The organism is Paenibacillus chitinolyticus NBRC 15660, from assembly GCF_000739915.1.
GTDB lineage: Bacteria > Bacillota > Bacilli > Paenibacillales > NBRC-103111 > Paenibacillus_F > Paenibacillus_F chitinolyticus.
Genome location: NZ_BBJT01000006.1, coordinates 369,719 through 390,626 on the forward strand (window position 1 = coordinate 369,719; position 20,908 = coordinate 390,626).

General features: G+C 54.6%; 17 protein-coding genes. 7 read left to right on the forward strand and 10 right to left on the reverse strand.

Annotated elements, in window-relative coordinates:
* The first annotated feature begins 5 nt into the window (after positions 1-5).
* Genes PCH01S_RS17155 through cydS form a run of 3 tightly spaced genes read left to right on the forward strand, consistent with a single transcriptional unit; the run spans position 6 to position 2,525 of the window.
* Positions 6-1,361, forward strand: coding sequence for a cytochrome ubiquinol oxidase subunit I (locus PCH01S_RS17155; RefSeq protein ID WP_042231142.1), 1,356 nt, complete (start codon positions 6-8; stop codon positions 1,359-1,361).
* Positions 1,358-2,383, forward strand: coding sequence for a cytochrome d ubiquinol oxidase subunit II (locus tag PCH01S_RS17160; RefSeq protein WP_042231143.1), 1,026 nt, complete (start codon positions 1,358-1,360; stop codon positions 2,381-2,383). The genes PCH01S_RS17155 and PCH01S_RS17160 overlap by 4 nt, the downstream gene beginning before the upstream one ends.
* 7 nt (positions 2,384-2,390) lie before the next feature.
* The gene (gene cydS / locus PCH01S_RS31430; protein ID WP_255246845.1) at positions 2,391-2,525 is read left to right on the forward strand and encodes a cytochrome bd oxidase small subunit CydS; all 135 of its coding nucleotides are present in this window, start codon (positions 2,391-2,393) and stop codon (positions 2,523-2,525) included.
* 139 nt (positions 2,526-2,664) lie between these two features.
* Here the strand turns inward: cydS and PCH01S_RS31435 are convergent, their stop codons facing one another.
* Positions 2,665-2,793, reverse strand: a complete 129-nt coding sequence (locus PCH01S_RS31435; RefSeq protein WP_255246846.1) for a hypothetical protein — start codon at positions 2,791-2,793, stop codon at positions 2,665-2,667.
* 148 nt (positions 2,794-2,941) lie between these two features.
* Complete coding sequence (locus PCH01S_RS17165) at positions 2,942-4,033, reverse strand: Gfo/Idh/MocA family protein (RefSeq protein WP_042231144.1); 1,092 nt, start codon at positions 4,031-4,033, stop codon at positions 2,942-2,944.
* Between the two features lie 205 nt (positions 4,034-4,238).
* On the opposite strand from PCH01S_RS17165, the gene PCH01S_RS17170 reads away from it, so the two are divergent.
* The gene (locus PCH01S_RS17170) at positions 4,239-5,108 is read left to right on the forward strand and encodes a helix-turn-helix domain-containing protein (protein WP_042231145.1); all 870 of its coding nucleotides are present in this window, start codon (positions 4,239-4,241) and stop codon (positions 5,106-5,108) included.
* A 593-nt stretch (positions 5,109-5,701) separates the two neighbouring features.
* On the opposite strand, the gene PCH01S_RS17175 is transcribed toward PCH01S_RS17170, so the two are convergent.
* The 3 genes from PCH01S_RS17175 to PCH01S_RS17185 all read right to left on the reverse strand — a co-directional run bounded on the left by PCH01S_RS17175 (position 5,702) and on the right by PCH01S_RS17185 (position 10,311).
* Positions 5,702-6,421 (reverse strand): response regulator transcription factor, encoded by a 720-nt coding sequence (locus tag PCH01S_RS17175; protein WP_009676698.1) that lies wholly within the window; start codon positions 6,419-6,421, stop codon positions 5,702-5,704.
* A 127-nt stretch (positions 6,422-6,548) separates the two neighbouring features.
* Entirely contained in the window at positions 6,549-8,348 is a 1,800-nt protein-coding gene (gene pnpS, locus PCH01S_RS17180) for a two-component system histidine kinase PnpS (RefSeq protein WP_042231146.1), read from the reverse strand.
* A 379-nt stretch (positions 8,349-8,727) separates the two neighbouring features.
* On the reverse strand, positions 8,728-10,311 hold the full coding sequence (locus PCH01S_RS17185; RefSeq protein WP_042231147.1) for a fumarate hydratase: 1,584 nt from the start codon (positions 10,309-10,311) through the stop codon (positions 8,728-8,730).
* 152 nt (positions 10,312-10,463) lie between these two features.
* On the opposite strand from PCH01S_RS17185, the gene PCH01S_RS17190 reads away from it, so the two are divergent.
* Both PCH01S_RS17190 and yfbR read left to right on the forward strand, forming a co-directional pair.
* Positions 10,464-11,645 (forward strand): polysaccharide deacetylase family protein, encoded by a 1,182-nt coding sequence (locus tag PCH01S_RS17190; RefSeq protein WP_042231148.1) that lies wholly within the window; start codon positions 10,464-10,466, stop codon positions 11,643-11,645.
* A 1-nt stretch (position 11,646) separates the two neighbouring features.
* The gene (gene yfbR / locus PCH01S_RS17195) at positions 11,647-12,228 is read left to right on the forward strand and encodes a 5'-deoxynucleotidase (protein WP_042231149.1); all 582 of its coding nucleotides are present in this window, start codon (positions 11,647-11,649) and stop codon (positions 12,226-12,228) included.
* Positions 12,229-12,403: 175 nt separating this feature from the next.
* On the opposite strand, the gene PCH01S_RS17200 is transcribed toward yfbR, so the two are convergent.
* From PCH01S_RS17200 to citZ, 4 genes are all read right to left on the reverse strand, one after another.
* On the reverse strand, positions 12,404-12,817 hold the full coding sequence (locus PCH01S_RS17200; protein ID WP_241688823.1) for a hypothetical protein: 414 nt from the start codon (positions 12,815-12,817) through the stop codon (positions 12,404-12,406).
* Positions 12,818-12,927: 110 nt separating this feature from the next.
* Positions 12,928-13,872: a malate dehydrogenase gene (gene mdh, locus PCH01S_RS17205; RefSeq protein WP_042231151.1), complete on the reverse strand. Its 945-nt coding sequence runs from the start codon at positions 13,870-13,872 to the stop codon at positions 12,928-12,930.
* A 156-nt stretch (positions 13,873-14,028) separates the two neighbouring features.
* Complete coding sequence (icd, locus tag PCH01S_RS17210; protein WP_042231152.1) at positions 14,029-15,327, reverse strand: NADP-dependent isocitrate dehydrogenase; 1,299 nt, start codon at positions 15,325-15,327, stop codon at positions 14,029-14,031.
* A 148-nt stretch (positions 15,328-15,475) separates the two neighbouring features.
* On the reverse strand, positions 15,476-16,588 hold the full coding sequence (gene citZ, locus PCH01S_RS17215; RefSeq protein WP_042231153.1) for a citrate synthase: 1,113 nt from the start codon (positions 16,586-16,588) through the stop codon (positions 15,476-15,478).
* A 274-nt stretch (positions 16,589-16,862) separates the two neighbouring features.
* On the opposite strand from citZ, the gene PCH01S_RS17220 reads away from it, so the two are divergent.
* The gene (locus PCH01S_RS17220) at positions 16,863-18,398 is read left to right on the forward strand and encodes a Ppx/GppA family phosphatase (RefSeq protein WP_042231154.1); all 1,536 of its coding nucleotides are present in this window, start codon (positions 16,863-16,865) and stop codon (positions 18,396-18,398) included.
* Here PCH01S_RS17220 and ppk1 read toward each other — a convergent pair.
* Positions 18,358-20,466, reverse strand: coding sequence for a polyphosphate kinase 1 (ppk1, locus tag PCH01S_RS17225; RefSeq protein WP_042231155.1), 2,109 nt, complete (start codon positions 20,464-20,466; stop codon positions 18,358-18,360). The two genes, PCH01S_RS17220 and ppk1, sit on opposite strands and share 41 nt — an antisense overlap.
* Positions 20,467-20,908 lie beyond the last annotated feature (442 nt).

The following is a 20,908-nucleotide window of genomic DNA, read 5'->3' on the forward strand; positions in this document are numbered from 1 at the left end:
GCACCGTGTTTCATTATGATCCTGTGCTGTACAGCCGCATACTCACCGAAGTCACGCTCGCGTTCCACATTATTTTCGCCACGATCGGTGTCGGCGTTCCGGTGATGATCGCTCTGGCCGAATGGACGGGCATCCGCAAGAACGACCGGTACTACACACTGCTGGCCCGCCGCTGGGCGCGCGGCTTCGTCATTACGGTCGCCATCGGCGTTGTGACCGGAACGGCCATCGGCCTTCAGCTCAGCCTGCTGTGGCCGAGCTTTATGGAAATCGCCGGGCAGGCCATCGCGCTGCCCCTGTTTATGGAGACGTTCGCGTTCTTCGTCGAAGCGATTTTCCTCGGCATTTATTTGTATACCTGGGACCGGTTCAAGCCGAAGCGGCATCTGATGCTGCTCATCCCGGTCGCCATCGGTTCTTCCGCCTCGGCCTTTTTTATTACGACCGTAAACGCGTTTATGAACACGCCGCAAGGCTTTACGCTTGAAAACGGCAAAATCACGAACGTGGACCCAATCGCGGCCATGTTCAACCCGGCGACGCCCACGAAAGTTTCGCACGTCCTCGCTTCGGCTTACATGACGTGCGCGTTCATTCTCGCGGCCATAGCGGCCTTCTCGCTGCTGCGTCGCAAAGGAGACCGGCTTTACGCCAAGAAAGCACTCAAGCTTACGCTAACCGCAGGTCTCGTGTTCGCGCTGGCAACGGCCGCGATCGGCGACCTCTCGGGCAAGTTCCTGGCGGCGTATCAGCCCGAGAAGCTGGCGGCGGCCGAATGGCATTTCGAGACGCAGACCAAAGCTCCGCTGGTGTTCGGCGGAATTTTGACAGAGGACAAAGAAATCAAATACGGGCTGAAAATCCCGTACGCCCTGAGCATCCTCGCCGGCGGCACCCCCGGCTTTGAAGTCAAAGGGCTGGATCAGATTCCCGATGAGCTGGAGCCTCCTCTCTATGTGCACTACTTCTTCGACGGCATGGTCACCGTCGGCATGTTCACCATCGTGATCGCGGCTCTCTATCTGTGGCTCAGCCGCAGCAAACGCGCCTCGAAGCCGGCTCCACGCTGGCTGCTCCGGGTGATCGTCGCCTGCGGACCGCTCTCCATGCTCGGCATCTGGCTCGGCTGGTTCTATGCCGAGGTTGGCCGGCAGCCGTGGATTCTCCGCGGCTACATGAAAGTGGCCGAAGCCGCCACGACGTCGGCCCATGTGGACACGATGCTGCTCCTGTTCTGTCTGCTGTATCTCGTCCTGGGTCTGACCGCGATAAAAGTGCTGTCCAAGCTGTTCAAAAACAACGACGTTGCGGATGAATTGATCGCATTCGGCGTTTTCGAGAAAAGGGGGCCCCTGGAATGAATCTGGAGCTGCTCGGCATTACCGTTCTGTGGGTGTTTCTGTTCGGCTACCTGATCGTGGCTTCCATTGACTTCGGAGCCGGTTTTTTCAGCTACTATTCCGTCGTTACGGGCAGCAAAAATATCACGCACCGCATCATCGAGCGCTATCTTTCTCCCGTCTGGGAAGTCACCAATGTGTTTCTTGTCTTCTTCTACATCGGCCTGGTCGGATTCTTTCCGGAAACCGCCCGCTATTATGGCACGGCGCTGCTCGTCCCGGGGTCCCTGGCGCTCATTCTTCTCGCTTTGCGGGGCTCCTACTACGCGTTCAGCACCTACGGGTCCAAAGACAACCAGTGGTACATGCTGATCTACGGAGCTACCGGCCTGCTGATCCCGGCTGCTTTATCGACCGTGCTGGCCATTTCGGAAGGCGGCCTGATCGTGGAGACCGCGGGCCAAATCACGTTGGATTGGAGCGCCCTCCTGGGCAGCGTCTATACCTGGTCGGTCGTGCTGCTCGCAATCGTCAGCGTGCTGTACATCTCCGCCATGTTCCTGGCCTACTATGCGCATAAGGCGAAGGATGAGGCCGCTTTTGAAATCGTTCGCGGGTATGCGCTTGTCTGGAGCGTCCCGACCATTCTGGCCAGCGTACTCGTCTTTTTCGCGATCTCCCGGCATAACCCCGAACATTTCACCAAAATGCTCGATCTCGCCTGGATGTTCGTCGTCTCGTTCCTCTGCTTCCTGATTGCCGTCTACGCCGTCTGGAAAAAAAGACATTTGGGCCTCGGCTTCACCTTCGTCCTGCTTCAGTTCGCCTTTGCTTTTTTCGGGTACGGGGCCTCCCATCTGCCTTATATTTTGTATCCGTACATCACGATTCATGAAAATTTCACCAATCCCGCCATGGGCACGGCGCTTATTATCGCTTTTATCGCCGGCCTGCTGATCCTCATTCCTTCGCTTGTTCTGCTGATGAGACTGTTCCTGTTTGATGCGGGCTATGTTCAAGGAAACCGGGATAAGAAAGGATGATGCTGCCGTGGAACATTTTATGATCATGTATGCTCCTCCGATTGTCGTTGCGGTCTCGCTGCTCTTCTTGTTTCTATGGGCGCCCCGCGCCAAAGATGTTACGGACGAGCCGGAAAGCGATCGTCAGCGGCGTATGCGCTGAACCTTTTCTGCTCCAGCCGTGCCGATTAGCCAACTCATTCTTATCACTAGCGAAAAGAAAGGCGATTCCCATAAGAGAATCGCCTTTTTTATTTTACCTGCCGCTTACATGGTGATAATTTGCAGAAAACGATCATAAACTAGTATGTAAGAATAGATTCCCGGAAGGAGGTGCCGACTCTATGTACTACGAAGAAGATCGCGAACCGTTTGAAGACGACGCAGCCGATGACGAGAAGGAAGGATAAGTAACCCTCGAGAAGCCCCATGAATGTGCCCCCATATCTTCTGTCCGTTCTCTCCTCTTTGATTGTGCGTAACTCTTCCTCCCAGACGGCAAAAAAGCCCGTTCTCCGCTAACGGAAACGAGCTTATTTTTGTTTATGCTTTTTTGCTTTAAGCGGACTGCGGCCGCCCTTACTTCTCTTCGTTCAGGTAAACCGCTTTGCCGGTTTTCGCCGATTCGTAGATCGCTTCGAGAATCTCCGATACGACAAGCGCCTGTTCCGGCGTGACGACCGGATCTTTGTCGTTTTCGATCGCGTCGATCCACATGCGCATCTCCAGATCGGGCGCGTTCTCGGAAGCACCCTCGTAGAAGGCTACGCCGCCGCTGGAAAGCTCGATATTCTGCGTGTACAGACGGCTGTTCTTCTCGCCGTTGATGCGCAGGCCGTCCTTCATGTCGGCTCCGCCCTCGGTACCGCTCAACGTACATTTCGCTTCGTCGACTTCAAGCGTGTTCAGCGCCCAGCTCGATTCCAGAATGATCGTCGCGCCGTTTTCCATCGTGATCATGCCGAAAGCGGAATCTTCCACCGTGAACTTCGCCGGGTCCCAAGGTCCCCACGCATTCGCCGCGTTAGCCCGGTGAGAGAGCTTGTGGTACGAGGTGCCGAGCACAACCTTCGGTTTGTAGTTGTCCATCATCCACAACGTAAGGTCGAGCGCGTGAGTCCCGATATCGATCAGCGGGCCTCCGCCCTGCTTTTCTTCATCCAGGAATACGCCCCAAGTCGGAACGGCCCGGCGGCGGATAGCGTGCGCTTTGGCGAAGTAAACTTCCCCAAGCTCGCCGTCTTCGCAAAGCTTTTTCAAATACTGGGAATCGGAGCGGAAACGGTTGTTATATCCGATCGTCAGTTTCTTGCCGGTCCGTTTGGCGGCGTCCACCATGCGGCGGGCGTCCACGGACGTTTTAGCCATCGGCTTTTCACACATGACGTGTTTGCCGGCTTCCAGTGCATCGATGGTAATGTCCGCGTGAGAATCGTTCGGTGTGCAGACATGAACTATATCAAGGGAGGAATCTTTCAGCAGTTCACGGTAATCTTGGTAAACGCAAGCATCGCCGGAACCGTATTGTTCCTTGGCTTTTTCCGCCCGTTCGATGACAATATCGCAGAATGCGACCAATTCAACGTTAGGCAGTTTCGCCAGACTCGGCAGGTGTTTGCCGTTTGCAATCCCTCCGCATCCGATAATTCCGATCCGGTACTTTTGTGACATTGCAGTTCCTCCTTCAAATGGTAAGCATGGGTATGTAACTAACAATCAGACAGGATGGCGGCAAAATGTACGCGCGTTCTAAAATTTAGCGGCTTCCCCTGCCTGCTCGATCGTACTACAATAAAGTATAGAAGATACCTCGCCAAAATAAAATCACAGATATGGCGATACTTATATGCGATTTTGTCATTCGGGGGCAGAGCTGGTGGAAATCTATAACGAACAGATTAATTATGAAAACCCTTTTTTGTCCATGCGGGTCTTTCAAGCCCGTCGGGACGACGAGCGGACAAGTCCGTGGCATTACCACAAGGAAGTCGAAATGCTCGCCATTGTCGAAGGAGAACTCGACGTTTACCTTGAAAATGAAAGAGTGAACCTGACAGCCGGAGACGTCGTCCTCATCGGTTCCTCCGAGCTCCACCGGGACCGTTCGTCGGCAGACACCACACTCGTCTACTATGTGTTCCAGTTCGACCTGGAGCATTATTTTGACGAAAGCGGGATCGCTTATTTGCGTTATTTTTCAGAGACCCAGTCCGCGCTAAGCAAGCTGAATTATATTTTCCGGGAAAATCCCGCTATCCGCGACGAAGTATTCGCTTGCATCCGCAATATTTACACCGAGTACACCGGCAAAAAAGTCGGTTATGAAATCGCCATCTCCATCCTCGTGAAACAGATCGTGCTCTCTCTGCTCCGCAGCGACGAGAAGCGCCTGCTCGATTACGGCAACAGCGCCGATCTGATCCGCTTGAAGCCGGTTTTCGAGTACATCGACCGGAATATCGACGGCAAGGTTTACGTGGATGAAGCCAGCAAAGCGGCCAACATTTCCTACTACTATTTTGTGAAATATTTCAAAAAAGTACTCGGCATTTCTTTCCTCGATTACGTGAATTTCAAGAAAATCAAAAAAGCCGAGAAAATCCTGCTGACTCAGGACATAAGTGTCGCCCAGGTCGGCGAACAGATCGGCATGCCGAACATGGCTCATTTCTACAAAACCTTCAAAAAGATCAACCACTGCTCGCCCCATGAGTTCCGTAAAAAAATGCTGGAATGGAACCGGTAAGGGCGGATTTTTCCGTACCGCCCTAAGCGCGCAGTGCTCGGCGTCACATGACGGTGGTCAATCACATGCTGGTCTTTCGCCGCAAAGGCCTTCCGCACCGTGTCTGGGTGGGTGCCGGTCCTCCACCTCCCGGCTGCGTATGCGAAATCGCGCGCGCTCCGGCGCAGCAGCGGCCTTGCGCACTGTGCCCGGATGGCCGCATGCTGGTCCGCCACCTCCCGGCTGCGTACGCGGATCGGCATGCACCCCGCAGCAGCGGCCTTGCGCACCGTGTCTGGGTGGGTGGGTGCCGGTCCGCCACCTCCCGGCTGCGTATGCGGATCAGCACGTACTCCAGCGCAGCAGAGACCTTGCGCACCATGCCTGGATCGGCGCTTGCCGGTCGGGCTTCGCCCGGGGAAGCGGCACCGCCGCCCTATAGCGCCGCAAGCAACCGAAGAAAAGGCAGGCCCCCATCGGGACCTGCCTTTTCTTCTTGCTGCGCCGGCACGCGGAACAGCCCCGGCAGCAGCCCGGGGCTTTCCGTATCGGCCCCGCAGCCGCCTGCGCGGCGCGATCTCAAGACCGGCGGCACTGAGCAGCGCCGGTCCCGTCTACACCTTGCGGCCCTGATGGGCAACGAGCTTGTACCCCACGCCGCGGATGGATTCGATCTGAACCGACTGCTGGTTCATCTCCAGCTTCTTGCGAAGCGAGCTTACATGAACATCCACCGTCCGCTGGCCTCCGATATAATCGAAGCCCCAGACGATGTTCATCAGGTCATCCCGCGTAATCACGACTCCGGGGCGCTGCACGAGATAAAGCAGCACCTCGAACTCCTTCGGGCGCAGCGGGATGGATTCCTCCCCGAGATAGACTTCGTACTTCTCGGGGAAGATTTGCAGATCGCCGACCGCAATCACCTTGTCGGTCGATTTCTTGCCTTCGCCGCCGGGCTCGTCCGCCTGCGTGCGGCGCAGAACCGCCGCCACCCGCGCCAGAAGCTCGGCGACGCCGAACGGCTTCGTAATGTAGTCGTCCGCGCCGTGCTTCAGTCCCTGCACGACTTCTTCCTCGGCGTTACGGGCCGTCAGAATGACCACCGGCGTCGCATTGCCCTTCTGCCGCAGTTTGGACAGCACCTCAAACCCATTCAACCCCGGAAGCATAATGTCCAGGATGATCAGATCGTACGGCTGCTGCATAGCCGCCTGCAAACCGTCTCCCCCGTGATCCACGACTTTCGTTTCGTAACCTTCCTGAGTCAAATTATAAGAGAGCAGCCTCGCTAACGTAGGCTCGTCCTCGATAACCAAAATTTTTTGTGACATCGTGTCCCCCACGCTTGAACGTCTTATACTACTATCTTAAGTTTATCATAGCAGTGGAATGTAAATCGAATGTAAATAAAATATTAACGCCGCGTAAACTTGTCCGAAAAATGAAACTTCTCCGTCGTTACGGATGAATCACCGGAAGCTCGATAATAAATTCCGTGCCGTAGCCGACCTCGCTCTCGACCCGGATCGTTCCGTGATGCATCTCTACCAGATGCTTCACAATCGACAGCCCGAGGCCCGTTCCGCCTGAACTGCGGGAGCGTGCTTTGTCCACCCGGTAAAATCTTTCGAAAATTCGCGGAAGATCCTTTTTCGGAATTCCGATCCCCGTATCTTTAATGGATATCCGGATCCGCTCGTCCTCTCCATCGGTTCCCGATCCCGCGAGTTCGGCCGAGACCGAGACCCGGCCGCCTTCCGGCGTATAATTGATTCCGTTCGCCATCAGATTGATCAGAATCTGCCTCAGGCGGTCTTCATCCGCTTCCAGGAACAGCGCTTCATCCACATTCATGCTGAGCGCGATCTTCTTCTTGTCCGCCTCCGCTTTCATCATGTCTAGCGATTTTTGAATGATGCTTTGGAGATGAGTCGGCGACAACTGCAGAGGAATTCTCTTCGATTCGATTTTCGACAGCTCCAGAATATCCCCGACCAGCCGGTTGAGCCGCTCGCTTTCGTCGAAAATAATTTGCAGGAACGACCTCGCCGTTTCCTTGTCATCCAGCGCTCCGGCCAGCAGCGTTTCGGAAAAACCTTTCACCGCCGCAATCGGCGTTTTCAGCTCATGGGACACGTTCGCGACAAATTCGCTGCGCATCCGCTCCAGCCGCCGCATCGCCGTTATATCGTGGAGAACGACGAGCACGCCCGACCATTCTCCATCCGCTTGCGAGATAGGGCTCAAGTTGATTTCCAGAATCCGTTCCGACGGATAATAGAAAATGATTTCTTCGCGGATAGGCTCGTTCGTTTCGATGCATTCCTGAATGAGACGCGTCAGCTCGAACTGCTGCTTCGCTTCGTCGTACTTTTTTCCATACAATTCATTGGAAGAAAAACCGAGAATATCTTCGGCCGAACGGTTCACGAGCACGATTCTCTGGTCGCGGTCTACCATCAGAATACCGCTTCCCATATTCTCCAGTACGCCTTTGAGGCGGCCTTCGTTCTCGAGAATACGGTTCATCTGCATATGCAGACTGTCCGCCATCCGGTTGATAGCCTGACCCAACTGGCCCACTTCGTCCAAGCTTTTCGTTTCCACACGCGCTTTATAGTTACGGTTGGTAATCTGCTTCGCCACATTCGTTATGTTCTCGATCGGACGGGTCAGCCCCCTGGCAATCCGGTAGCTGGTCACACCCGCAATTAGGAACAGGATCCCCAGACCGATAAGAAGGAAGAGCCATAAATGGCGGATCGTATTCTCCACCTGCTCGAGGCTTATGGCCAGACGCAGATATCCCGTTTTCTCTCCGCCCGCTGTCTTTACCGGGATCGCCGCATACAGCATGTTACGTTTAAGCGTATCGCTGTACCGGATCGCGTATCCCACGCCTTCCCGGTTTGCCTCCTGAATTTCGCTGCGGCCCGCGTGGTTGTCCAGTTCTTCGGGATTTTCATCCGAATCTCCCAGCACCTTGCCGTCTTCCCGGATATACGTCACTCGGGCATCCGTAAATTCCTTCAGCCGCTTCGTCTGGGACGTATAATACGGCACAAGGAAAGCCAAGTCTCCGGCCTTGTTCCAGTCGCCGGTCATTTCGATCACTCGAAGTTCGCGCACCAGATTGGCTTCCAGCTCCTTGATATGTGAATCTTCCAGCAGCTTTGCCATGAAAATGCCGGCGATCAGCATGGAAACTCCGATCATCAGCATAAGAATCAATGTCAAGCGGGCTCTGAATTTGAGCATAAGTTTACCTTCACTCCAAACATGAGGTCATCATAACGGTTTTCTTCAGGAGATCAATCCTTAGTGTACGCTTCCCCCGCACGTAAAAAAAGTAAAGATTATGTAAAGAAGTGCCGCAGAACAGGCATTAAACGCATGCAAAAAAACCGGAGGCTTCCCGCCTCCGGCCCGGCGGGCAGAAGGCTTCCACCCGCGAAATAAGTCCGTTTATGAATTTTTTTAAAATCCGCATGAACAAATCGCTCTATCCCCGGATACAACCGGCACGAAGCCCCGTTTTCACGAACGACATGCCTTTATTGTCTATCTATCGCGAACGACAGGCCTTATTGCCCGAGTCCATGCAAACGACCGGCCTACCTCCCGCCCATAAGTAAACTTAGGCGAAAACGGGCTCCTTGAACTGCTCCAGTTTTTGCAGCGAATTTTTCTCTACATCCGCATGGAGACTGTTTCCGTGAGAATCCATCGTTACGATGGCCGCAAAACCCTCGGTCTGCAGGTGCCACATGGCTTCCGGAATCCCGAATTCCATAAAGTCCACGCCTTCGACTTTTTTGAAGCATCTCGCATAGTATTGCGCGGCTCCGCCGATCGCATTCAGATAGACCCCGCCATGCTCCTTCAGGGCAGCCAGCGTTTTGGGGCCCATGCCGCCCTTACCGATGACGGCGCGAATGCCGAACTTCTTAATGATATCCCCTTGGTAAGGTTCCTCGCGGATACTCGTGGTAGGGCCTGCCGCTCTCACTTTCCAGTTACCCGCTTGATCTTTACTCATAACCGGCCCGCAGTGATAAATGGCCGCACCGTTCAGATCGACCGGCGAGTCGTGATCCATCAAATATTTATGAAGCGCGTCGCGTCCGGTATGCATCATTCCGTTGATGATGACCACGTCGCCCACTTTCAACTGGCGGATCTGCTCTTCGCTGATCGGCGTTTGCAGAACGATCTCACGACGCTCGTCAGACTCGTCGGCATCGGGAGCGGCAGCTACGGCCTCTGGCTGCGAAGCTTCCGCTGCAGCTACCGGCTGAGTCGCCTCGTTCATCGGCTGGTCGGAACCGCGCTCATACACCCAATCCTCGATTTCGCCGGTTTGAGCGTTCAGGACAACCCCTTGGCGGCGGTAGGCCCAGCAGTTATATGCAACCGAAACGAAGAAACTTGCAGGAAGACGGTTCATAACACCAACCTTGCATCCGAGCAGCGTAACTTGGCCGCCGAAGCCCATCGTACCGATGCCCAGCTTGTTGGCGTTCTCCATCACGTAATCTTCCAGCTTGCGGAGATCTTCGTTCGGATTCACATCGTCCAGGGAACGGAACAGTTGATGCTTGGCCAGCTCGTAGCCGGTCGTGCGGTCGCCCCCGATGCCGACTCCGATCACACCCGCGCTGCAGCCTTGACCTTGCGCCTGATATACGGAATGCATGACGCATTTGCGGATTCCGTCCAGATCGCGTCCAGCTTTGCCCAGGCCGGGAATTTCCGCCGGGAGGCTGTACTGGATGTTTTTGTTCTCGCAGCCGCCGCCTTTCAGTATGAGCTTGACTTCGATATCGTCGCGTTCCCACTGCTCGAAGTGAATAACCGGTGTGCCTGGACCCAAGTTGTCGCCCGTGTTGGCGCCTGTCAGGGAATCGACCGAATTCGTCCGTAATTTACTGTCTGTGGTCGCTTGAGCGACGGCTTCACGGATTTGACGCTTCATCGTGATTTGGTCAGCTCCGACCGGACAGTGTATAATAAACGTAGGCATTCCCGTATCTTGGCAAATCGGTGATACGTTCGTTTCCGCCATCTCGATGTTTTGCGCAATGGTGCTTAACGAAAGCGCCGCACGAGTTCCCTTATCCTCCAGGGACTGGGCATTGCGGATCGCCCGGCGGACGTCGGCCGGAAGGTTAGTGGACGTTTCCACGATCAAATCGTATACACTTTGTAGAAAATGCTGCATGGTGTTAATCTCCTCTCCTCTTGTCGCATCAGAACAACTGTAAGACCGTGATTTCTGTGGTAGTCACCGCTATTCTTACTATGCTTTAATTATAACACACCGTTCACGCCGCTTGTTACCACGGAAATATGATACAAGGAGCATGGCCATTCATGTACAAAAGACTTCTGAGCGCGCTGCTGCTTGCCGTTTTCGGGCTTAGCGCGCTGCTGATACCGACCGGTGCCGACCGGTACCAAATGTGGTACAAGGATCAGGTAGCCGTACTGATGTACCACCACATCCATGATCAGGACACTAGCAGCAGCACCATTACAAGCAAGCTGTTCCGCGATCAGATGAACTATTTACTCGCCAAAGGCTACCATTTTATTACACTGCAGGAATTCAAACAATATCTGGCGGGTGCGAGCGTCCCGGATAATGCCGTTCTCGTCACTTTCGACGATGGTTATGAGAGCGTGTATTCGCACGCCTATCCCGTACTGAAGGAATTGAAAATTCCCGCCGTCAACTTCATCATTACCGAAACGCTAGCCGATCCCAAAGGGACCATGATTCCGTCCATGTCCAAGGAAGAACTGACCCGGATGTCGCACGAGACGAATTTTATCGAAAATCAGTGCCACACCAACGCTTCCCACCGGAAGCTGGACAGCGGGGAAGCCGCCCTCGTCGGCCGCGAAACGGTAAACGGCGTTCAGGAAACGGACGAGCAGTACCGCAGCCGGATTTATAACGATGCCGCCGCCTGCGCATCCAACCTGTCTCCGCTGCAGGAGCTGCCCGTCGATACGGTAGCCTACCCTTACGGCATCATCGCGGACGAAGGCGCGGAGATGTACAGCAAAGCCGGCTTCCGCTACGGCTTTACGATCATCCCGCAGATGGCGACCCGCGATGCCGACCGGATGCATATTCCGCGGATCAATGCGGGAAGCCCGTGGATCACGCCGGAGCGGCTGCACACGACGCTCAAACGCCGGGCGGTCGCCCAGTCTCAGACGTCCGATTCCGTACGTCTGACGGAGGCCGTCGATCATCTGGGCGGTGCCGTTACCGACGATGGGCAATCGGTGACGATCCGCTCGGACAACCGCGTCTTCTCGGGTTCGATCGGCAGCCGCCGGTTTAAATCCGCTTCCTCGGTCGTCGAGCTGTCCGAACCCGTACGCCGCGAGCACGGCGAGCTGGTCATCGGCCTGTCGGATCTGGAGCGGTTGCTCGGGCGCGAAGTGACCTACAACCGCTCTACCGGCCAGATCTATTGGCGGCAGGAACCCCGAATCCTGACATCCCAAGACAGTAAGAGTCATCAGGGAGGAACTCCGTAAGATGGAACATCATTTTTTCGCCTACTTGTACCGGATGCGCTACATAGAAAGATGGAGCCTGATGCGGAGCACGGTGCGGGAGAACGTGGCGGAACATTCCTTCCACGTCTCTCTTCTCACCCACGTGCTCTGCACCATCGGCAACGAAGTGTTCGGCCGAAGCTGGCCGACCGACCGCGTCGTATCCATGGCTTTGTTCCATGATGCGACGGAAGTCATCACCGGCGATATTCCTACGCCGGTGAAACATCACAATCCGCACATTCTGCGGAATTTCCGCGAGCTGGAGCAGTTGGCGGCCGACAAGCTCGTCCAGATGATCCCGGACGAGCTCCGGCATGCTTACGAGCCGCTTATACTCGGTCCGGCGGACCCCGAGCTTGCGCGGATTGTCAAAGCTGCGGATCTGCTGGACGCCTACCTCAAATGCGCCGCCGAGCTGTCGGCGGGCAACCGGGAGTTCGGCACCGCCAAGAAGCAGATCGAGCAGTCCATCACGGAGCTGAACATGCCGGAAGTCGATTACTTCCTGACGCGTCTCGCTCCGAGCCTGGAGAAAACCCTAGACGAGCTGTCCGATTAATTAACCGGACAGCTCGTTTTTTTTGCTCGGACAGCTCGCATGCCTTTTTACTCCTGTCTCTCTCGCGCCTCTTTGCTCGGGCCTCTCGCGCCTTTTGCTCCGATCTCCCTTGCGCCTCTTTGCTCGCGCCTCTCGCGCCTCTTGCCTCTCGCACGCCTCATCGCCGGCCGATCTCTCACAAAATCTGCGGAAATTTCTTCAGCACCAGAAGCAGCACAAAAGCCAGCCCCGCGGCCGCGCTGTACCAGAAAGCCTGGCGCATCGCTTCCGTCCGCCCGTTAATGACGCGGCGGAGGGCTACACCGAGCATACCTCCGGCGGCTCCGACTACAGTGAACAGCGTGATGACAGCCGTTATCCAGGCTGCCGAGTAAGTGCCCAGGCTGATCAGATAGCCGCCGGTTGCAAGCTGTGCCAGCAAAATCCACTGCCCGACCCGGTTCAGGTGCCGGATCAGCCTAAGCTGCCCCAGCCTGGCGTCCTCCGGCTGTTTCAGGCTGGAGTGCAGCAGAAGCGGAAGCAGCAGATAGAAGCCCAGCGTAATAGCTCCTGTCACGTGCAAAAATAATAAAGTTTGCAGAAATAGCACAATAAGACCCATCCTTCCGGAGTTCCACCCGTTTGAACCCGGGCAGAAGAAAAGAGCCGGATCGGCTCTTTTCTTGAGTGTTCGGGTTATATACGGTAACCGGGCTTAACTTAAGCGCCTGTTACGACTTTGATTACATTGCGAACGGAGTCCGCGGATTTGTCCAAAGCCGCTTTCTCTTCGCTTGTAAGTTCCAGCTCGAATACTTTCTCGATGCCGCTCGCGCCCAGCAGGGTCGGTACGCCCATGAACAGGTTGTCGTAGCCATACTCGCCTTGAAGGAGAGCGATAGCCGGAATAATGCGTTTTTTGTCTTTCAGGATAGCTTCTGCCATTTGAACCAGAGAAGCCGCCGGCGCGTAATATGCGCTGCCGTTGCCGAGCAGGTTCACGATTTCGCCGCCGCCCGTACGTGTGCGCTGTACGATTGCCTCGATGCGCTCCGAAGGGATCAGCTTCTCGATCGGAATACCGCCTACGTTGGAGTAACGAACGAGCGGAACCATATCGTCGCCGTGGCCGCCAAGCACGAAGCCACGAACGTCTTCTACGGATACGTTCAGTTCTTGCGCGATAAACGTGCAGTAACGGGCTGTATCCAGAACGCCGGACTGGCCGATTACGCGGTTTTTCTCGAAGCCGAGTGCTTCATAAGCCACGTAAGTCATGGCATCAACCGGGTTGCTCAAGATAATAACGATGGAATCCGGGCAGTGTGTTTTCACGTTTTCGCAAACGGATCTTACGATTCCCGCATTGGTATTCACGAGGTCGTCACGGCTCATACCCGGTTTGCGGGCGATGCCTGCCGTAATGATCACGATATCGGAGCCGGCAGCGTCTTCGTAAGAAGAAGTGCCTACGATGTTGCTGTCAAACCCTTGGACGGGGCTAGCTTCCATCATATCCAGCGCTTTACCTTTTGTCGGGTTTTCCAGCTGCGGAATATCAACGAGGACAACGTCACCCAGTTCTTTTTGAGCCAGCATAAGAGCCGTTGTCGCTCCTGTAAAACCTGCACCTACAACCGTAATTTTGTTGCGACGGATAGCCATTTTTAGTTACCTCCTGGTCATTGTTGCACGCTTTGGACAAGCGGGCATGTTTTAGGAAAATGTAAAAAACAGCCTTACCCTTGTCGTCCCGGCAAATAGCCGGAACATGAAGGAATAGCCGGGCAAGCCCGGCTGGTCCTTTTATTCGTAAAACAATTAGCCCATGTGCTTGATGATTTCGTCGCCGAACTCGGAGCACTTGATTTTAGTCGCGCCGTCCATCAGACGTGCGAAGTCATAAGTAACGGTTTTCGCGTCGATTGCGGACTCGATACCTTTATAGATCAGGTCAGCCGCTTCCTGCCAGCCCAGGTGCTCAAGCATCATAACGCCGGACAGAATAACGGAACCCGGGTTAACCACGTCAAGTCCGGCATACTTCGGAGCCGTACCGTGAGTAGCTTCGAAAATAGCGTGGCCTGTCATGTAGTTAATGTTAGCTCCCGGTGCGATACCGATACCGCCAACTTGTGCCGCCAGAGCGTCGGACAGGTAGTCGCCGTTCAGGTTCAGCGTTGCGATAACTTCAAAATCAGTCGGACGAGTCAGAACTTGCTGCAGGGCGATGTCGGCAATCGCGTCTTTTACGACGATTTTGCCGGCTTCTTCGGCTTCTTTTTGAGCCTGGTTAGCAGCGTCGGTACCTTTCTCTTCTTTGATTCTGTCGTATTCGGTCCATGTGAATACTTTATCGCCGAACTCTTTCTCGGCAAGCGCGTAACCCCAGTTTTTGAAGGCACCTTCGGTGAACTTCATGATGTTGCCTTTGTGAACGAGGGTAACGCTCTTGCGACCGTGTTTGATTGCATATTCGATAGCCGCGCGGATCAGACGCTCGGAACCTTCTTTGGAAACCGGCTTGATGCCGATACCGGAAGTTTCAGGGAAGCGGATTTTGTTCGCGCCCATTTCGTTTTGCAGGAACTCGATGACTTTCTTCACTTCTGGGGAACCTTCTTGATACTCGATACCCGCATAGATGTCTTCCGTGTTCTCACGGAAAATAACCATGTCAACCAGCTCAGGGTGTTTAACCGGGGAAGGCACACCGTTGAAGTAGCGAACAGGACGCAGGCAAGTGTACAGATCCAGTTCTTGACGAAGCGCCACGTTCAGGGAACGGATACCGCCGCCTACCGGTGTAGTCAGAGGTCCTTTGATGGCTACGATGTACTCGCGGATAGCTTCGAGCGTATCGTTCGGCAGCCAGCTGTTGTAAGTGTTGAAAGCTTTTTCGCCGGCAAATACTTCGTACCATGCGATTTTCTTCTCGCCTTTGTAGGCCTTCTCGACAGCCGCGTCCAGAACGCGTTGGGAAGCTGCCCAGATATCGGGACCTGTGCCGTCACCTTCGATGAACGGGATGATCGGGTTGTTCGGTACGTTCAGCTTACCGTTTTCAATCGTAATCGCTTGTCCTTCGGTAGGCAGTGCATAATTTTCAAATTTCGGCATGTAAATATCCTCCTAATCGATTATAAGATCATAGTTGCGCACCCGGTTTAACCGCGGGCGCACGCAAAGAGAAAGCCGGATTGTCCGGGCGGGGGATGGCTCAGCCATTTCTCCCGCTGCCGCCCGTCTTCATTGCCGGCCTGCTTAATTAACGTTCTTCGATCGGAATGTACTTCTGATTCGTAGGGCCTGTGTATTCGGCGCGAGGACGGATCAGACGGTTGTTGTCGTATTGCTCCAAGATGTGAGCAGTCCAGCCGGATGTGCGGCTGATGGCGAAAATCGGCGTGAACAGATCACGAGGGATTTTCAAGGACGTATAAACGGAAGCGGAGTAGAAGTCGACGTTCGGCTTCAAACCTTTCAGGCTTGTTACCAGCTCGTCGATCTGAATGGACATTTGGTACCACTTGCCAAGACCCGTCGATTCCGTCAGCTGCTGGGACATCTTCTGCAGATGCTTCGCGCGCGGATCGCCGTTCTTGTAAACGCGGTGTCCGAAGCCCATAACCTTCTCTTTGTTCTCCAGCATCTTGTTGATGTAAGGAACGACGTTATCCACTTCGCCGATATCCTCGAGCATCGCCATTACGGCTTCATTCGCGCCGCCGTGCAGAGGCCCTTTGAGGGTGCCGATTGCGGAAGTGATGCCGGAGTAGATGTCCGTCAGCGTCGCCACGGTTACGCGTGCCGCGAACGTGGAAGCGTTAAGCTCATGGTCGGCATGAAGCACAAGCGCCTTATCCAAAGCTGTGATAGCGGTTTCATCCGGCTCTTCTCCAGTAAGCATATAGAGGAAGTTTGCAGCCAGGGACGGGTATCCTTTGGAAGCAAGAGGCTCTTTGCCTGCACGGATGCGGGCGAAAGCCGCAATAATCGTCGGAATTTGCGCTTGAAGCTTGATCGCCTTGCGAACGTTGGATTCGCGGCTCATCTCGTTAGCTTCTTTATCATACAAAGCAAGAGCGGATACAGCCGTACGGAGCGCTGCCATCGCGTTTGTATCGGAAGGATACAATTTAATTTGTTCAAGAACCTGATCCGGAATGGAAGAACTCGCATTTAAATCGCTGCGGAGCTGGTCCAACTCGGCCTGATTGGGCAATTTGCCGAACCAGAGCAGGTAAATGACTTCTTCAAAGGAGGCATTCTCCGCCAAATCATCGATATCTAGACCGCGATAAGTTAACACACCGTCCACGATGGAGCTGATCGACGATGTTGTGGCAACAATACCTTCCAAGCCTTTGGTAGCTGTCATGGAAACCTCTCCTTATTTCACTGGATTGACAAAAACTGCGTTAGCTTTCTTACTAATAATAAAGGATTTTGACCATTATGTGAAACAAAAGCTCATAAAACTTCATTATCAGTACAATAAATAAACTTTCTTGCATCATTCGTGCACATTCGCCGGGTTTGTGGTCTATACTCGGTATTGGTACAATAGGAACCGGAGCAGCCGACAAATCGGCCATTCATTCATCATACCACATAGTCCACAAATTTTCTCGTATATAGGAGCCCGAACGCATATGAACAGCAGCCGCTACGCCATTATCGACATCGGATCGAACTCGGTCCGTCTGGTCATTTACGAAGTGACGCCTCCGGGCGCCTACCGGATTCTGCATGAAACGAAAGAGACGGCCCGGCTGTCCGAGCGCATCGGCGAAGACGGAGCGATGACTCACGACGGCATCCTGTCCGTCGTACCGCTGCTGCGCCGTTTCAAACGGATATGCGGCGCCTATTCCGTCGATTCGGTGAAGGCCGCCGCTACAGCCGCTATCCGCAATGCCGCGAACGCCGAAGATATCGCGCGGGAGCTTGCGGAGCGTTCCGGCATCGTCATCGACATCCTCTCCGGCGAAGAGGAAGCCCGCCTCGGGTTTCAAGGCGTGGTCAGCACGCTCGACGTCCGGGACGGGTTCATCGTGGATATCGGCGGCGGAAGCACCGAGATCACCCTTTTCCTGGACCGCAAACGGGTGAACAGCGTTTCCTTCCCGTTCGGAGCCGTGACGGCTGCCCGCGAGTACACGCCGGGCGGAATCGTCCGGCCGGAACGGATCGAGTCGCTTAAGGCGCTCGTCCGGGATACGATCGACCTTCACCCCTGGATCCGTGAGCATGCGCAGCTGCCCCTGATCAGCCTGGGCGGAGCCGGGCGGGCGCTGGCGAAGCTTAACCAGAAGCGCGTGGATTACCCGCTCCCGGTGATGCACAACTACGAGCTGGAGGAAAACGACCTCCAGAGCTACATGGACCTTCTCCCGTCCCTTCCCGTGGAGAAGCGCAAAAAGCTCGACGGCCTGTCCAAGGGACGCGCCGATATTATTGTTGCCGGAGTCGTCCTCCTTCACTCCGTTTACCGGCAGACTTCAGCATCGCGAATTATCGTGAGCAGTGCGGGGCTGCGCGACGGCCTGTTCTACGAAACGGCCATGCCGGAGCGGCTGCCCATCACCGATGTGCTGCAATTCAGCGTGGAAAACATGCTGAAGCTGCATACGCCTCTGCCGCACGACCATCTCCGCCGCGCAGCCGCCCATGCGGCAGCCTTGTACGATGTGCTGGCGGATAGCGCGCCCGAGCTGCAGCCTCGCCACCGCTCGCTTCTTCACGCCGCAGCGCTGCTGCAGCGGATAGGCTACACGGTGAGCAGCTACCAGCACTGGCGCCATACGTTCCACCTCATCACGGAATCCCGCATCGACGGGCTTACCCACCGGGAGATCGTGCTGTGCGCCCTGATCGCCACCTTCAAAAACAAAAACCGGACCCGTCAGCAGGCGCTTCCTTACGCAAGCGTGCTGGACAGGTCCGATGAAGACATCGCGGCCAAGCTCGGCTCTCTTCTCCGCCTGGCCTCCTCCTTGGATTACGGCGAGAACGGGAACATCGCCGAACTGGACGTGCGTTTTGTTCCGGGCGAGCTGCATTTGCATCTGCTTTGCAAAGAGCAGGACCCGTCAGAAATCGGAACGATCGAAGAAACCGCGGAGGAGACCGGAAAATACTGGTCCTTTACCGCGTATATTCACGCTTCCGCACTTTCCACCGATTAATATTCATGGCATCGAACTGGCTTCTCACTTTAGGCCCGTTTTCAGCCGCCCGGATATAATTTCCTCCGGGCTGCAGGAAACGGGCTTTTACATTGTCCTGCAGACACAATTCAAGCAGATGGATCACACTCTGCTGCAGCTCCTCGTCCCTGACGGGGCACATCAGTTCAATCCGCCGCGTCAAGTTGCGGGTCATCCAATCGGCGCTCGACAAGTAGACGTCGGGACTGCCTCCGTTCTCGAACCAGTACAGCCTCGAGTGCTCCAGAAAACGATCGACGATACTCCGCACGGTGATGTTTTCGCTCAGATCCGCAACGCCGGGACGAAGGACACAGACCCCTCTCACGATGAGGTCGATCTTCACGCCGGCCTGCGAAGCCTCGTACAGCGCGTCCACCACTTCCTGGTTCGAAAGCGAGTTCATCTTGGCCACGATACGAGCCGGCTTGCCGGCACGCGCGTGGCGTCCTTCTCTTTCGATAAGCTCGATAAGCCGCGTCTTCATGTCCGCGGGAGCAACGATAAACGCCTGCCAGTCATGAGGCGACGAATAGCCGGTCATTTCGTTGAACAAGGCCGAGGCGTCTTCGCCGATCACCTGATGGCTCGTAAACAAACCCACATCCGTGTACAGCTTGGCCGTGTTGTCGTTGTAATTGCCGGTTCCGACATGGACATATCTCCGGAGGCTTTCCTGCTCCTGCCGGACGACCAGCGTGATTTTGGCATGGGTCTTGAGTCCGACCAGACCGTACACGACGTGGCACCCCGCCTTTTCCAGCTTTCTGGCCCAGGCGATATTCCTCTCCTCGTCAAAACGGGCTTTAAGCTCGACGACGACCGTCACCTGCTTGCCCGATTCTGCCGCTCTGGCCAGCGCTCCGATAAGCGGAGAATTGCCGCTTACGCGGTACAACGTCATTTTGATGGCAAGCACGTAAGGATCGTCAGACGCCTGCAAAATAAAATCCGCCACCGTATCGAAGCACTCGTACGGATGATAAAGCAGCACATCCCGCTCCCGGATCACCTCGAAAAAATCGTCCGTATGCTCAAACTCTTCGGCGTAAACCTGTTCCAGGACAGGGTAGTACAAATGGGCGCGCCCGCCGACCAGTTGAGGCAGCTGCTTGATCAGATAGGTCAAATCGATCGGGCCGTCGATTTCGAAACAGCCTTCTCCGATTTCAAACTCGTCCCGCAATAGCTCCAGGGCATATGGGTGGATTCCTTTCTCCACCTCTAGCCGGACAGGCGCTCCCCATCTGCGCTGCTTAAGCTCCTTCTCGATCTCTTCCAGAAGGTCCTCCGCGCCTTCCTCGTTCAGAGTCAAGTCCGCATTGCGTGTGAGCCGGAAACCGTTGACGGCGATGGGTTTATACCCGCTGAACAAAGACTCGATATGATGCTTGATCAGCTCCTCCATACGGATAAATTCCAGCTTCTTGCTGTTGGTGCGCACGGGTACCCGGACAAGCCTGCCCAGATTATGCGGGACTCTCACAATAGCGAAATACGTGCGGAGGTCCGTCGGCACACAGCTTTCCAGAACGACGGCCAAATAATTGGACTGCGTGTGCACCAGCGGAAAAGGACGGCTCTGGTCCACAGCCATCGGTGTCAGCACGGGAAACACAATTTCATGAAAATAGGTGTCCATTTCCTTCTGCTGAGTGCTGTTAAGTTCATCGTAGGAAGGGAAAAAAATTCCCTCGCGGGCCAATTGGCGCGTCAAATCGCGAAAAGCTTTATACTGGTCCGCCACCATGCGGTTCGCTCTCTTTAAGAGACGCTTGAGCAGACCGGACGGCGTATAGCCCGTAAAGTCTTTTTTATGATAGCCGGCTTTCATCTGGTCCAGAATTCCCGCTACCCTTACACTCATAAACTCATCCAAATTGCTGGATACGATGGACAGAAATTTTGCTCTTTCGAGCAGCGGAGCCGTCGGGTCCTGAGCTTCTTCCAGCACGCGGCGGTTAAACTCGATCCAGCTCAAATCACGGTTTACATACTTATAGCAATCGTTGCTTTTAACGCCTTCCGTCTTTTGCTTGTTTTCCACGGAACCCCAGCTCCCACTTATCTGCAATTTCTATTCTATATCTCTATTGTACAAGGGTTGTTCAGGGGGCATGTTCGCGCTGTATTTTTGTTATGTTAATTTTTTGTAAAATATTCGAGGAATGTTTTCTCCATATTAAATTCGCCCCGTTTCGGCGATCAGCCAAGGATTTACTCCGATGAAGGCGAATAGAACGAAGCAGAATCTTTACGGTCTTTTTAAGGCAAAAGAAAAGGCAAGAAAGGAAATATCCGTATGAAAAAGTGCATAGTCTATCCGCAGACGTAGATTCAGCAGAGGCTTATTGCGGGTATTGTTTCTCAGAACTTAAGTCAGAACTTAAGTCGGAACTTAAGACAGGCACGGTCCTATAATCGGGGAAGTTCAGAGAAACACTATACTTGCTCCTTGTGATTTAGGAATTCATCCCGTCCTGTAGTAA